The organism is Oceanobacillus timonensis, assembly GCF_900166635.1.
Taxonomy (GTDB): Bacteria; Bacillota; Bacilli; order Bacillales; family Amphibacillaceae; genus Oceanobacillus; species Oceanobacillus timonensis.
Genome location: NZ_LT800497.1, coordinates 3,098,984 through 3,113,551, shown reverse-complemented (window position 1 = coordinate 3,113,551; position 14,568 = coordinate 3,098,984). Strand labels below are relative to the sequence as shown.

The following is a 14,568-nucleotide window of genomic DNA, read 5'->3' as shown; positions in this document are numbered from 1 at the left end:
GATGGAAAAACGGATTACAATCGGCTCGGAAAACCCGACCAAAATAGCAGCTGTAAAAAATATCTATCATGATTTTGAAGTGAGGTCACTTCAGGTGCCTTCGGGTGTTTCTGCGCAGCCTTTTTCGGATGAAGAAACACAGCTTGGTGCGATGAATCGTGCAAAGGCCTGTGCCGCAAGCAGTGCTGACGGAATCGGGATTGGTTTGGAAGGAGGGGTAATGTATGTCGGCGATACATTATTTCTCTGTAACTGGGGCGCACTGGCAACGGAAGATGGTAAACTGTACACAGCCAGCGGAGCAAGAATAGCCCTTCCTAAAGAAATTGAAGATGGACTTCAAACAGCTGGAGAGTTAAGCGTTGTGATGGATGAATATACAAAAAAAGAAAATGTTCGCAGTCAGGAAGGTGCGATTGGTATCTTTACCAATAACCTTGTATCCAGAGAAAATATGTTTACACATGTTGTGCAGCTTTTGAAAGGGCAATACGACTTTGCGAATTTTAATTATTAAGTAACGAAACAAAAAACAGGCTTCTATGCCTGTTTTTTGTTTTGAAATCATCATTCATAAATATATCCGATAACATCCAATGCCTGTTCTACAGATTCCACGGTAATATTTGCTTTGTTGGAAAGTTCTTTTAACGGATGAATTAATTTTTCCGGACGAATAATAATTGTTGGTTTTCCTAAAGCAATGGCTGTGCTTGCATCCATCGCTGTATTCCATTGTTTATATTCTTCTCCAAATAGAGCAATCACAATATCGGATTTTTGCATCAATACCTGTGTTCGAAAGTTATTGACACTGGAAGCAGCATCATCACGATAAAAATTTCCAGGTTGTTTTCCTAAAATCGCCTCGCCAATATCATCGGAACGATCATGATTTGTTTGCGGAGAAACAAATGTCAGGGGCAGCTTTTTTTCTTCAGCAAGCTTTTTTACTTCGTCCCTCCAATTATCATGAATTTGTCCAGCTAAATAAACAGTTAAATTCATTCCAATCCCTCCCAATCAATGTTATTTTTAATATAAATGTTTTTCTTCATCTTGTTAAGTCATTTGATTGTTGTATCCATGATTGTTTTTGGATGACAGACGTTTGGTTATGACTCAACTTTCGCACCTTAAAAGTAACTTCCATTCCATCGAAACAGGGGTTGATTATTTCTTCCATACAGCTGTTGACAAAGAATAGAAGGTAAAGTGTAAGGCAACCGCTACGTCGGAAAGCGTAGTGGTTGGCCGGAGCAGAAGCTACACACCATATCCTGTTCAAAAAACGAAGGATGATTTAACGAAAAGCAAGCATGTTCATCCTGGAACAGCAAGGGTTATATGCTTATTTTTGGATGCGAAAGTTGAGTTATGATAATAAAGACTTACTTTGAGGAATCATGTAAACTGGTGCTTAAAATGCTTCAACCAAGGTGGCAGGATTGAAAGAAAATGCGCAACACGCTATGATAGAGGAAGAGAAAGGGTGTATGAAAATGAAAGAATTACAAAATACAGAAGCATTTAATACGTATATGCAAGAAGGGCCTGTTGTCTTTTTATTTACCGCTGGATGGTGCCCGGATTGTCGTGTAATTGAGCCGGTACTGCCTGACATTGAAGCGAAATATACGCAATTTGATTTTGTTGAAGTAAATCGGGACAACTTTATCGAACTATGCCAGGAATATGATATCTTTGGTATACCAAGCTTTCTGGCGTTTGAAAACGGCGAAGAACTCGGCAGATTTGTGAGCAAAGATAGAAAAACACAAGAAGAAATCGAATCCTTTTTAGACGGGCTTGCGAAATAAGTAAGGAGGCACCTGTATGGCAAAAATGACGAGCATCCAGATGAAGCGCCTGCTGGAGGACGAATTAAACAATCCTGATTATCGTGTCGTGTACAAGCGGGACGATGACGCTGTACGGATTGAATGGAAAGATACGAAAAAAGGAATGACAATTTCTTTGCCCAATTTAATTGCAAAATATAATGAGCGGGGCAAAGAAGCTGTCGATGAAATTGTGGAGCATGTGAATGAAGCTTTGAAAATTATGAACCAAACGCAGCATTTAAAGGGAATGGAGAAACAAATCTTTCCTGTACTGCGCTCCCCTTCTTTTCCGACAGAAACCAAAGCTGGAAAACAATTAATTTATAAAGATCATACTGCAGAAACCCGCGTTTTCTATGCGCTTGATTTAGGAAAATCCTATCGCTTAATCGATGAGGAATTGTTGGAGGAAGAGGATTGGTCTAAGGAAAGATTGGATGAAATAGCAACATTTAATATCCGCTCCTTGACTTACGAACCGAAAATGGACCAGGTTGCCGGTAACGATTTCTATTTCTTAGCAACACAGGATGGTTATGATGCAAGTCGTATTCTTAACGAAGCCTTTTTAGAAGAAAAGCTTGCCAATGCAAAAGGGGAATTAACCGTTGCAGTGCCGCATCAGGACGTCCTTATTTTAGGGGATATCCAAAATAAAGCAGGATATGATATTTTAGCACAAATGACGATGAAATTTTTTGCGGATGGAAGAATCCCGATTACTTCATTGCCTTTTGTTTATGAAAATAAAAAATTAGAGCCGGTATTTATATTGGCAAAAAACAGACCTGAGAAAAAATAGGAGTGAAAGAGATGGATGTTTTTTATAACCGTCAAGGTATTGGGGATGTATTGGTTCTCCCAATTAAAGAAGGAAATCGTTATGAGCTGAAGGAAGAAAACCATCATGATATTACAAAAATAATGTCAACGGATGGAGAAGTGCTTGGTTATAATATTTTTCATGCTTCTCAATATTTTCATTTAGATGGAAAAAATGGCGCGATTCCTTTAACAGAAGCCTTCTTAGCAGAAATTCGTACGCTGTTTCATAAAAATGGAATAGATGACCCCCTTGAATTTGATTTACGTCCGAAATTTGTAGTAGGATTTGTAAAGTCAAAACAGCCTCATGAAAATGCAGATAAATTAAGTGTATGTCAAATCGATGTTGGAGAAGAAACCTTACAAATTGTTTGTGGCGCTCCAAATATTGATGAAGGCCAAAAGGTCGTTGTAGCAAAAGTAGGGGCAACCATGCCGTCTGGAATGAAAATCAAAGCATCTGAACTAAGAGGTGTGCCTTCCAATGGAATGGTTTGTTCTCAAAAAGAGCTTGGTTTGCCTGATGCCCCGAAAGAAAAAGGCATTTATGTATTAGAGGACACGTACCAAATTGGTGAAGAATTTACATTTTAACTTTTCAAATCCCTTGTGAGAGCAGGGGATTTTTTAACAGAAAAAGAAGCAAGAAAATTTATTGCAGTAATCATGTAAATCCCCGTAAAAAACTGCTAAAATGAACAGTATGAACAATTAAGGAAATGAGTGAATGCATATGTGGTGGGAGCAATGGAAAGAACGGCTCAAAAACATATTTACAAAAGAAGTAGAAATAGAGGTAGAGGAAGAACCTGTTACGTTTGAAAAGGAAAACGATGAAAAACAATCGAATATACAGGCGAAAGTGACATACCATTATCCTTCCGGACGATCATTTAAGTTTCCGGTAATTCCAGATACTGCTGATCAAAAGAAAGAAACCACAATCGATAACCAGCCAAGCTATAAAAGAAGAAACCAAGACACGGTAAGTGAACGCAGAAACAGACGAACGAATAGAGAAACTAACGACAGAAGAGAAACAGCGGCTGATAAAAAGCCGGAAACACATCACCCATTACCAAATCAAAAAAGAAAAACAACGTCATATCGTCAAACGAATCATAACCGAAGTACATCACACGAAGTCAATAACGAGGGCAGAAAGGTATACAAGAAAAATCCGGATGTTCCTTTCCAACCTACGGAGGTACCTTCTCCGATTTACGGTTTTCAGCCGAGAAAGTCAAAAATAATAGATGATGTACCAGCATATCAAAGAAAAGAAACAACCGATTCAAAAGATAAAGAAGCTGCAAGCAGTCTGGAAGATACGATGATTTCATCTGCATCCCTGTTAAGGGAGAAGGAAGAGGTATCCAGGCTGACACCGGATGATACCGAAAATGATTGTTCTGAAGAGGATGAAACAGATGTATCCGAATCGGAAGATACATCAGATAATCAGAAGGATGCTTCTTCAGAAGAGAGATTATTACAGGAAGAAACGATATTCGAACAGCCCGAAGAAATACAACAGGATAACGATCGTACAACAGAAGCACCAGGAAGAGAGGAAGTCCCGGCACAAGAAACACCTTCAGAGCCGGAAAAACAGGAACCGGAAGAACAGGAAAAAGAGAATATAACGGAAAAAAGAAATCCCATTCACACTACAACTGGAAGACAAAATCAAGATAATACTAAAAAAAACAACAAGACGACAGCTTTTAATGTCATGATGACGCCACGTGATAAGAAAAATTTACAAGAGCAGCAAAAAAGAGAAACAACACTCCAACGATTGCAGCAAGCACATGAAAAACGTGAAGACGAGCAGCGTAAAGCTGAGGAAAGAATAAACGAAAAATATGCCGAAAAACAAGCAGCAGAAATCACTTCTTTGGAAACGGCAGCTACGGTGGATGAACCGCAATCCAAAGAGGTTCCTCTGCACTTATTAAACGACCCGGTCACTAAGTCAACAGAAGAGGATGAAGAGTGGCTGCAAGAACAGCAAGATTTACTGGAGGAGACATTAAAGCATTTCCAGGTAAAAGCAAAAGTGGTAAAAGCAACACAAGGGCCATCTGTAACGCGCTTTGAAGTACATCCGGAAATGGGAGTGAAAGTCAGTAAAATTAAAAACTTAGCTGATGATCTTAAACTGAATATGTCAGCGGAGGATATCCGCATTGAGGCGCCGATTCCAGGGAAAAACACGGTAGGCATCGAGGTTCCCAATCGCCATCCGGAAATGGTAGGGCTTCAGCGCATTATTGAATCGGATGATTTTAAAGACAGCAGCTCTTCTTTAAATGTAGCTCTCGGACTCACTATCGAAGGAATGCCAAAAGTAATCGATATTAATAAAATGCCGCATGGTTTAATCGCTGGGGCTACCGGATCTGGAAAGAGTGTCTGTATTAATACGATTTTAGTGAGCTTAATTTACAATGCCAGTCACGAAGATGTCAGGATTCTTTTAATTGATCCTAAAATGGTTGAACTCGCTCCATATAACGGTATCCCGCACCTTGTTTCACCTGTAATCACAGACGTGAAAGCTGCTACGCAAAGTCTAAAATGGGCTGTAGCAGAAATGGAAGACCGTTATGACCGTTTTGTCAATGAAGGTGTCAGAGACATAGGGAAATACAATCAGAAAATGCTGCGAGAAGGCAGGAAAGATAAAAAAATGCCATATATCGTGATTGTCATTGACGAGTTAGCAGATTTGATGATGATGTCTCCGCAAGATGTGGAAGATGCTATCAGCAGAATTGCCCAAAAAGCCAGAGCATGTGGTATTCATCTTCTGCTGGCAACACAGCGTCCATCTGTGGATGTCATCACTGGTTTGATTAAAGCGAACATTCCTACAAGAATTGCGTTCAGTGTGTCTTCTCAAGTTGATTCGCGTACCATTATTGATTCCAGCGGTGCAGAAAAATTACTCGGCAGGGGAGATATGCTCCTTATCGAAAATGGGGCCGGGAAAAGTGTCCGTCTGCAGGGACCGTTTGTTTCTGATGAAGAAATAGAGCGTGTTGCAAATTATGCGAAGTCAATGGCCGAGCCGCAATATCTGTTTGAACAGGAGGACTTATTAGAACAGATACAAGTAGATGAAGAGGAAGACAATCTCTTGGAAGATGCTATCGAATTTGTACTGGATCAAAATAGTGCAAGTACATCTTCTTTACAAAGACATTTTAAGATAGGCTATAATCGAGCAGCGAGATTAATTGACTCTCTGGAACAAAGGGGGATTATCTCGGGGCAGAATGGCAGCCGGGCGCGGGAAGTATTAATTACAAAAGCGCAGAGAGACAGTATGTAAGCTGTCTCTCGTTTTATGGTGTGGAATAATAGGGGACAGGCAACTTTTTAAACATATATGAAGCTAAAAGAGTTGCTATAATTCCTGAAAGTTACTAAAATATAAAAGGAGCTTTCCAAAGAAGGAAAGAAAATTTAAGGCAAAAGCACATATGATACATATTCTGTATAGAATGGGGTATAGGCGCTTTAACTGTACAGAAATGGACATTTTTTTAAATATATTCAATTAAACTTGAATTTACTTACAAAAACGTTGAAATTATAAATTTTGCTTTAAAATAAGTTATTTATTTGTTATAATCCACTGAACGGCTTTGCACCAATTATTTGGAATGCAATGACGCTGATGACAGATAAAATAACGTAAAAATGAATAGATGAAAAAACGTTGGAGGTTCGTTTTATGACAACTTACCATTTTATAGGTATTAAAGGAACAGGAATGAGTGCACTGGCACAAATTCTTTATGATTCCGGTGAGAGGGTGCAGGGTTCAGATATTGATAACCGTATCTTCACACAAATTGCATTAGAAGAAAAAAATATTCCTATTCTATCTTTCTCAAAAGAGAATATTCAATCAAATTACACAATTATAGCAGGAAATGCTTTTTCAGAAGACCATGAAGAAATAAAACAAGCAAAAGAACTGGGCTGTAAGTTTTACTGGTATCATGAATTTTTAGGTGAATGGTTAAAACAATATACAAGTATTGCTGTTACAGGCGCACATGGAAAAACAACAACGACTGGTTTATTGTCGCATGTTTTGGAAAGTGCTTATCCAATCTCTTATTTAATTGGAGACGGGACAGGGCGTGGACATGTTGACAGTAAATATTTTGTGTTTGAAGCATGTGAATACCGCCGGCACTTTCTAAGTTATGAGCCGGATTATGCGATTATGACAAATATTGATTTTGATCATCCGGATTATTTTACCAGCCTGGATGACGTAGTAGATGCTTTTCAATCTATGTCTGACCGTGTGAAAAAAGGAATTGTTGCATGTGGCGATGATGAGCAGCTGCAAGGTATACACACTAAAGTTCCGATTATTTATTACGGGTTTAATGAAACGAATGATTTTCAAGCAAAAAATGTCGCAGAGACAGAGCAGGGGACGGAATTCGATGTATATGTCCGAAGCACGTATTATGAGCATTTCTTTATCCCTACATTTGGAGATCATACCATTTTAAATGCACTTGCTGTGATTGCAATTTGTCACTATGAAGGTATCCCGGTTGAATGTATGAAGGAATTAAGCTCTTTTAAAGGAGTGAAACGCCGCTTTACGGAGAAAACCATCGGTTCGCAAGTAGTGGTGGATGATTATGCCCATCATCCTAAAGAAATTGCTGTGACAGTGGAATCAGCTCGAAAAAAATACCCGGATAAGGAAGTGGTTGCTATTTTTCAACCACACACTTTTACGCGCACCAAAACATTTTTACAGGAATTTGCTGATAGTTTAAATCAGGCTGATAAAGTGTATTTATGTGATATTTTTGGATCAGCTCGTGAACAATCCGGTCAATTAACAATTGAAGATTTACAAAAACTGATTCCTGAAAGTGAAATTTTAGATTTGGAACATACAGATGTATTACAAGCGTATAAAGACAGTGTGCTAATTTTTATGGGTGCAGGAGATATTCAAAAGTTCCAGAAATCCTATGAAGAAACGCTTGTCTGAGCAGGAAAAAAAGCAGTGAAAAAGTGGTTCACTGCTTTTTTTCATTCAAAATTGCCAGGCAGGTCAGCGGAGATGGGGCAGTAAGCTTCATAAACGCTGCTCTCTGTTTGACGAATAATCAAATGCGAACAGTTTAAGAACGTTGTGTTTCACGGGGCTGCTATTATTTCATTGCTAAAAATTGCTGTAATGATGATAGGAGCTTTCTTTGTTTCTCCCCTTTATTTAGATTGATGTTGTATTTTAACAGAAAAATAAGATACAATAGGAATACGGATTAAATTTTTTAAGGGAATTGTGGTTTATTCTTAGAAAAGGAAGGGTAAGAATAAATTATAGTTCGTGCTCAGCTTATGAAACAGGGTGAACTTAGGGTAATACGAACAGGCAGGGTTTATAAACGCATGCAAATAGGATGAAGATGTGTTTAGGCTCTCAGGCAATACATTTTATTTTGGTAGCATGTTATGTCAGGATGTTTGGACAACCCTCTGTTTAAAAGTACATACTCTCCCTTAAAAAGCATTTAACCTTTCTCTCGAATATGGATACAAAGGAGTGATATAAGATTATGGAAGTTATCCTCTATAGTGCGCTGGGAATTGCTATAGCAGCCTTGCTCATATTAATTATTTATATGGTTATTTTATTGTTTAACACCAAGAAAACCATGGATGAGGTCCTGCAAACATTAGGTAAGATTGATCATCAAGTGAAGGATGTCACTGGAGAAGCAACGGAGGTTGTTCAGAAATCAAAAGGCCTGGTAGATGATTTAACACAAAAATCAAACCAGCTCGATGGTATAATCCAGGGAGCAAGAGGGATAGGTGATACAGTAGAGGACTTTAATAAGTCATTACAGCAATTATCTAATATTATTTCAAAGCACTCAAAAGAGGATCAGGAGAAAGCCGCCCAAGCAGTAAAATGGGGTGCTTCATTCTTTGAGTATTGGAATAAGCGAAAACAGGAGTCTAATTAAATCTCAGGAGGTTATAAGTATGGCAGACAATCAAATTAACACGAAGGATTTTATTATTGGAACACTTGTAGGCAGTTTTGTAGGAGCTGCAACAGCGTTATTGCTTGCACCTAAATCTGGTAAAGAACTTCGCGGTGATCTTAATGATGGAGCTGTTCAAGTGAGAAATCGCGCATCAGAATTAGCAGGAGCTGCTCAGGAAAAAGGGGAAGAACTAAAAGATAAAGCATACTCAGCAACTTCTGATTTAACGAAGAAAGCTGTAGACGCGACTTCTGATTTTTCCAAAACAGTTGCTGATAAATCACAAGAACTTACAGAAAACGTAAAGCAGAAAACAGCGGATTTAAAAGACACCGTAGATGACAAACTGAATAATGCTCAGGATAAAGCAGAAGATTTGAAAGATACCGCTGAAGATAAGCTGGATGATGTAAAAGATAAAGCATCTGATGTAAAAGATAACGTCTCGGATAAAATAGAAGACGTCAAAAAAGAAGCTGGCGATAAAAAAGCGGAAGCAGAAGAAACTGCTACTAAAAAAGCTGCCGAAGTAAAAAAAGAAACTAAAAAAGCAGCTAATGAAGTGAAAAAAGAAGCAAACAAGAAATCATAATACTTAAAAACATTGATGAGTACCATACTCATCAATGTTTTTTTTCGCAGTGCAACTGGCTGGGATGGTACGAATGGTTCAATGATTAACGGTTTTCGCGGCGGAAGTAAGCGCAATCATATTTTCATACTGTGAGGGATGAAAAGCCCTCTACTGAAATGAAATTCCCATTATTATCCGATTTTCATTAAGAATTATAATTTTACATTAATTAAGTGGTGACAAATAGAAAAATCTTAGCTATAATGGTCTCTAATTATTCTAAAAGATTTATAATAATTAAGCGATTTGAGGAGCGTGCAAAATGAGTAACGAAATGGAGCAGTTAAGAGAACAGATGGACAAGGTTAATCTGGAAATATTGGAACTGATTAACAAGAGAGCAAGTATTAATCAAGAGATTGGTGATTTAAAAACCAAACAAAGCATTAAACGTTTTGATCCGGTCCGGGAACGTGAAATGCTGGATAAAATTAAAAATAATAATAGTGGACCTTTTCAGGATTCAACACTTGAACATATTTTTAAAGAAATCTTTAAAGCAAGTCTTGAGCTTCAAGAAGAAGATAATAGTAAAGCGCTCTTGGTATCAAGAAAAAAACAGCCTGAAAATACAGTGGTTGACCTTAAAGGAGAAGCAGTCGGCAATGGCGATATCAGCTATGTATTTGGCCCTTGTTCTGTTGAAGGATATGAGCAAGTTGCTGCAGTAGCGGCTTCTGTAAAAGAAAAAGGGTTAAAATTACTTCGCGGTGGTGCATTTAAACCAAGAACGTCACCATATGATTTCCAAGGACTTGGAATTGAAGGTTTAGAAATTTTGAAAAAGGTAGCAGATGAATACGATTTGGCTGTAATCAGTGAGATTGTAAATCCTGCCGATTTAGAACAGGCAGTTGACTACATCGATGTTGTTCAGATTGGCGCCCGAAATATGCAGAACTTTGAACTATTAAAAGCTGCAGGGGATGCTGGAAAACCGGTATTGTTAAAACGGGGTCTATCAGCAACGATTCAGGAATTCATCAATGCAGCAGAGTACATTATGTCCCGGGGAAACAAAAATATCATGCTATGTGAACGCGGAATTCGTACATACGAAAAAGCAACGCGTAATACCTTGGATATTTCTGCTGTACCTATTTTAAAACAAGAAACCCATTTACCTGTTTTTGTGGATGTAACGCATTCGACAGGCAGAAGAGATTTACTACTGCCAACAGCTAAAGCAGCAATCGCAGTTGGAGCAGACGGTGTGATGGCTGAGGTTCATCCAGATCCTGCAGTTGCTCTATCCGACTCCGCGCAGCAAATGGATATTCCAACATTCGATCAGTTCTTCAAAGAAATTAAAGATGTGGAAAATCGTTTAGGAAAATAATAAAGACTGTCTCAAAAATTAGTGGTATAATTTTTGGGGCAGTTTTTTAGTTTTAGAAATATACAGGATGAGCGCAAAAAATCAATCCTTGAAAATGTTTTCAAAGTTTCAAGTTTGGATATAATGATATAAAGGTATATTATACTTATAGTGTATGTATGAAAATTTTCATTTTGTTTTCATGAAAACTTTGTAATTTTTTTCATGGTAGCGTATGATATATAAATAGATGCAGCATTAGTTCTTGTATAAAGTGAATTTTAGGAGGTATATAAAACATGACTGTGACAATTTATGATGTAGCAAGAGAAGCAAATGTTTCTATGGCAACCGTATCGCGTGTTGTTAACGGAAACCCGAATGTAAAACCAACAACAAGAAAGAAAGTATTAGCAACGATTGAACAATTAGGGTATCGTCCTAACGCTGTTGCGCGCGGGCTGGCAAGTAAGAAAACAACGACCATCGGCGCTATTATCCCGGACATCTCCAATATTTTCTTCTCCGAACTTGCCCGGGGAATTGAAGATATTGCTACGATGTACAAGTATAATATTATTTTGAGCAGTTCCGACCAAAATAAAGACAAGGAATTGGAATTAATTAATACCATGCTGGAAAAGCAAGTGGATGGCATTCTTTTCATGGGCGGGAACATATCAGAAGAACATATTCATCAATTTCAGACAAGCTCTGTTCCGGTTGTTCTTGCTTCTACGTATGATCCGACAGATACCATTCCTTCTGTTAATATCGACTATGAGCTGGCTGCATATGAAGCTACCAAGTCGTTAATTGATAAAACGAACAAACAGCCTGCATTAGTAGGAAGTGAATCAGATACCAGTGTTAATGCATTGAAAACCAATGGTTATATGCGTGCTTTGAAAGAGGCTGGAATAGAGCCTGACGAAGAATATATCTACAAAGATGCTTATGCTTATTCAACCGGTATAGAAGCGATGGAATACTTTTTGAAATTAGAAAACCGTCCGGCTTCTGTATTTGTCATGTATGATGAAATTGCCTTAGGTGTTATCCATGGCGCACAAGATAACGGTTTAAATGTACCAGATGATATCGAGGTATTCGGATTTGATAATATTCGTCTGGCAAGTATGATACGTCCGAAATTGACAACGGTTGTTCAACCGACGTATGATATCGGAGCAGTAGGTATGCGACTTCTGACAAAATATATGAACGATGAAGAAGTAGACGAAAAGAATGTTGTCTTACCACATCGTATGGAGTACAGAGAGTCCACAAAATAAATAGGAATGTGATGAAAACCAAAGACAAGATGAAATACAATCTTGTCTTTGGTTTTTTTATGATAAAACCCGGTTAGAAAAAGGAACAGATTATTGAATCATCGCAGTATATTTAAGCATATCTTTTAATAGTAATTTGTTTCTTTCTGTAATCTCTGCTTTTCTCGGGATAACTGGCTGTAAGTCTGCAGTGTCCTGCCAGCTTGAAGGAAGAGTGACTGGAGCTTCTTTTTGCCACTTTTTCAGCCAGTTTGCAGGTAATGGGCCTTCGCAGAATGTACCTGTTTTCATCACATTCCATACCTGCCCCCAAGCGCGTGGAACGACACGCCACATATCATAGCCGCCGCCGCCGACAGCCAGCCACCTGCCGTCACAATATTCATCCGCAATTTCTGCAGCAAGCAGGGGTATTCTTTCATATATCTTCATGGTTCCGCACAGATGTGTCAGAGGATCCAGACAGTGGCTGTCCGCTCCATTTTGCGACACGATGATGTCCGGCTTGAAGAATGCGGCAATTTTTCGTAGAGCTGTTTCATATAGCTCCAAAAAAGAGTCATCTTCTGTAAAAGCATCGACTGGCAAATTAAAACTATAGCCATGTCCACTTTTTATTCCTCTTTCATTCACATTTCCCGTACCTGGAAAAAGATAACGGCCCGTTTCATGAATGGAAAAGGTGCACACATTGGGATCATCATAAAATCCTGCTTGTACGCCGTCGCCATGGTGTGCATCTGTATCGACATAAAGCACTTTCAAATCTTCTTGTTCCCGTAGATACTTAATAGCTATTGCACAATCATTATAAATACAGAAACCGGAAGCTTTACGCTGAAATCCGTGATGCAACCCGCCGCCGATATTTGTTATTTTTTTATAATCTCCATTTAATATTTTTTCAACAGCTGTCAGACTTCCTCCAACCAAACTGGAAGAAGCTTGATGCATATTTGGAAAAATAGGTGTATCTTCTGTTCCTATGCCATATTCCTGTGCCCGATCTTCTTTTAAAGCCCCGTTGCCGGCTCTTTTGACTGCTTCAATATAGGTTGTATCATGAAACAGGGCAATCTCTTCATCTACAGCCATTCGCGGCGTAATGAGATCCGATTGTGTTAATGTGGATTGCCCCTCCAACAATTCTTTCGTAAGTTGCACCCGCTTATGGTTAAAAGGGTGGTCTTCTGAGAATTGATAATTTAAAAACGCAGGAGTATAAATAAAACCAGCTTGCTTCGTCATCTTTTTGGCTCCATAATATTATTTGGCCAGAGCAGCGTATAGCCGGCATTGCGAAGATCGTTAATAATGGGCATCGGATTTAATGTTTTGACACGAAATACGAGTACTTTATAGTCCGGGTCTTTGTAAGGATACAGCAACACAGATACAATGTTGACGTTATGATTGCCGAAAACACCTGCAACTCTGGGCAGCTCGCCCGGCTGGTCAGGAACTTTCACTTCAATAAGGGAGCTTTGTTCATGTGTCCCGGTTAATTGAATTAATTTATAAAGCATATCTTTTTCTGTTACGACTCCAACCAGTTTGTCCCTGCTGACAACTGGCAAGCAGGCAATCTCTTTATCATAGAAAATATAAGCAATCTCTTCTACAAAGTCCATGGGATGAATGGTGATAACAGGGCTTGTCATAATGGTTTGGATTTCTTTATTAAGAATATAAAAATCACTCGTATCCAGAAAAGTGGATGGACTTGCATCTCTCACGTCGCGGTCGGAAACAATACCAAGAACGTACATGTCTTTATCAACAATCGTAATATGCCTGATTTTATGTTTTTCCAATAGTTGTAACGCTTCATTAATTGTTGCAGTTGGTGGAAGCGTTATCATATTTCTGTTCATTAATTCTTCGACTAACATAATAGAATCCCCCTTTAGTTATATCTCTGTTAATAATGATTTGGGCCTAAAAAACGTAATTTATCAAATAACTCGATGGATTTTTGCGGCACGTTACTTCCGATTCGCACCATTAAACAGTTAGCCGGATGAGAGTTGATCTCAGGCTCATCTGTTGGAGCTGGAAGAAGGCCGCCTGCTGCCATCATTTTTTCCATCACTTTACGATAATCCCAAATACTTAATTGACTATAATCCAAATCCCAATGCCAATAATATTCTGTGGAAATGACAATATAGTTTTCCATATAAGGGTCTTTCATCGATTGCCGCAGTAATGCAGAACCAACTCCGCTGCCCCGATACTTCCGAATAATTTCAATCGCGCCTAATTCAATTAAATCCTCCATGTTATATTTGGACCATCTTTCTAATGGATCAGGATGCAAGTAAGTAACATAGCCGATAATGGTATCTGTTGTACGGGCAATAATAATTCTTGCTTCTTTTAAATCAGCAATCTCTAAGAGTGCTTCAAATTGTTTGTCTGCAGGCCTGAATGCAGTCAGTTCGTTGTGAAAATGATATTGTTCTAATTGGGAGCGTGAAACAGGACCTTCGACAGTCAGTGCACCTGCCGCTGTTTCCAAAAGGATTGAATCAAATTCCTTTGTATGTTTCATTCATCCACCACCTTTATGAGATACAACATATGCTTACCGTCTATTATA

At 38.6% G+C, this 14,568-nt stretch carries 14 protein-coding genes; 10 read left to right on the top strand and 4 right to left on the bottom strand.

Features of this window, described 5'->3' with window-relative positions; translation table 11 throughout:
* Position 1: 1 nt before the first annotated feature.
* The gene (locus B7E05_RS15255) at positions 2 to 517 is read left to right on the top strand and encodes a DUF84 family protein (RefSeq protein WP_080875010.1); all 516 of its coding nucleotides are present in this window, start codon (positions 2 to 4) and stop codon (positions 515 to 517) included.
* 50 nt (positions 518 to 567) lie between these two features.
* On the opposite strand, the gene B7E05_RS15250 is transcribed toward B7E05_RS15255, so the two are convergent.
* Positions 568 to 1,008 (bottom strand): YtoQ family protein, encoded by a 441-nt coding sequence (locus tag B7E05_RS15250; RefSeq protein WP_080875009.1) that lies wholly within the window; start codon positions 1,006 to 1,008, stop codon positions 568 to 570.
* Between the two features lie 494 nt (positions 1,009 to 1,502).
* On the opposite strand from B7E05_RS15250, the gene B7E05_RS15245 reads away from it, so the two are divergent.
* From B7E05_RS15245 to ccpA, 9 genes are all read left to right on the top strand, one after another.
* Positions 1,503 to 1,820 carry a thioredoxin family protein gene (locus tag B7E05_RS15245; RefSeq protein ID WP_080876329.1) on the top strand — a complete coding sequence of 106 codons (318 nt, stop codon included), beginning with the start codon at positions 1,503 to 1,505 and terminating at the stop codon, positions 1,818 to 1,820.
* A 16-nt stretch (positions 1,821 to 1,836) separates the two neighbouring features.
* Positions 1,837 to 2,646, top strand: coding sequence for a DUF1444 domain-containing protein (locus B7E05_RS15240; protein WP_080875008.1), 810 nt, complete (start codon positions 1,837 to 1,839; stop codon positions 2,644 to 2,646).
* Positions 2,647 to 2,657: 11 nt separating this feature from the next.
* Positions 2,658 to 3,263 (top strand): YtpR family tRNA-binding protein, encoded by a 606-nt coding sequence (ytpR, locus tag B7E05_RS15235; RefSeq protein ID WP_080875007.1) that lies wholly within the window; start codon positions 2,658 to 2,660, stop codon positions 3,261 to 3,263.
* Positions 3,264 to 3,396: 133 nt separating this feature from the next.
* Complete coding sequence (locus tag B7E05_RS15230) at positions 3,397 to 6,009, top strand: DNA translocase FtsK (protein WP_245833111.1); 2,613 nt, start codon at positions 3,397 to 3,399, stop codon at positions 6,007 to 6,009.
* A gap of 405 nt (positions 6,010 to 6,414) precedes the next feature.
* Positions 6,415 to 7,710, top strand: a complete 1,296-nt coding sequence (gene murC, locus B7E05_RS15225; protein WP_080875006.1) for a UDP-N-acetylmuramate--L-alanine ligase — start codon at positions 6,415 to 6,417, stop codon at positions 7,708 to 7,710.
* 571 nt (positions 7,711 to 8,281) lie between these two features.
* Positions 8,282 to 8,695: a DUF948 domain-containing protein gene (locus tag B7E05_RS15220; protein ID WP_080875005.1), complete on the top strand. Its 414-nt coding sequence runs from the start codon at positions 8,282 to 8,284 to the stop codon at positions 8,693 to 8,695.
* Between the two features lie 19 nt (positions 8,696 to 8,714).
* Positions 8,715 to 9,311 carry a YtxH domain-containing protein gene (locus B7E05_RS15215; RefSeq protein ID WP_080875004.1) on the top strand — a complete coding sequence of 199 codons (597 nt, stop codon included), beginning with the start codon at positions 8,715 to 8,717 and terminating at the stop codon, positions 9,309 to 9,311.
* Between the two features lie 304 nt (positions 9,312 to 9,615).
* Positions 9,616 to 10,692 carry a bifunctional 3-deoxy-7-phosphoheptulonate synthase/chorismate mutase gene (locus B7E05_RS15210; protein ID WP_080875003.1) on the top strand — a complete coding sequence of 359 codons (1,077 nt, stop codon included), beginning with the start codon at positions 9,616 to 9,618 and terminating at the stop codon, positions 10,690 to 10,692.
* Between the two features lie 278 nt (positions 10,693 to 10,970).
* The gene (ccpA, locus tag B7E05_RS15205; protein ID WP_080875002.1) at positions 10,971 to 11,966 is read left to right on the top strand and encodes a catabolite control protein A; all 996 of its coding nucleotides are present in this window, start codon (positions 10,971 to 10,973) and stop codon (positions 11,964 to 11,966) included.
* A 90-nt stretch (positions 11,967 to 12,056) separates the two neighbouring features.
* Here ccpA and B7E05_RS15200 read toward each other — a convergent pair whose 3' ends face one another.
* Genes B7E05_RS15200 through B7E05_RS15190 form a run of 3 tightly spaced genes read right to left on the bottom strand, consistent with a single transcriptional unit; the run spans position 12,057 to position 14,520 of the window.
* Positions 12,057 to 13,214, bottom strand: a complete 1,158-nt coding sequence (locus tag B7E05_RS15200; protein ID WP_080875001.1) for an acetoin utilization protein AcuC — start codon at positions 13,212 to 13,214, stop codon at positions 12,057 to 12,059.
* Positions 13,211 to 13,858: an acetoin utilization AcuB family protein gene (locus B7E05_RS15195; RefSeq protein WP_080875000.1), complete on the bottom strand. Its 648-nt coding sequence runs from the start codon at positions 13,856 to 13,858 to the stop codon at positions 13,211 to 13,213. Before B7E05_RS15195 ends, B7E05_RS15200 begins: the two co-directional genes overlap by 4 nt.
* A gap of 29 nt (positions 13,859 to 13,887) precedes the next feature.
* The gene (locus tag B7E05_RS15190) at positions 13,888 to 14,520 is read right to left on the bottom strand and encodes a GNAT family N-acetyltransferase (RefSeq protein ID WP_080874999.1); all 633 of its coding nucleotides are present in this window, start codon (positions 14,518 to 14,520) and stop codon (positions 13,888 to 13,890) included.
* Positions 14,521 to 14,568 lie beyond the last annotated feature (48 nt).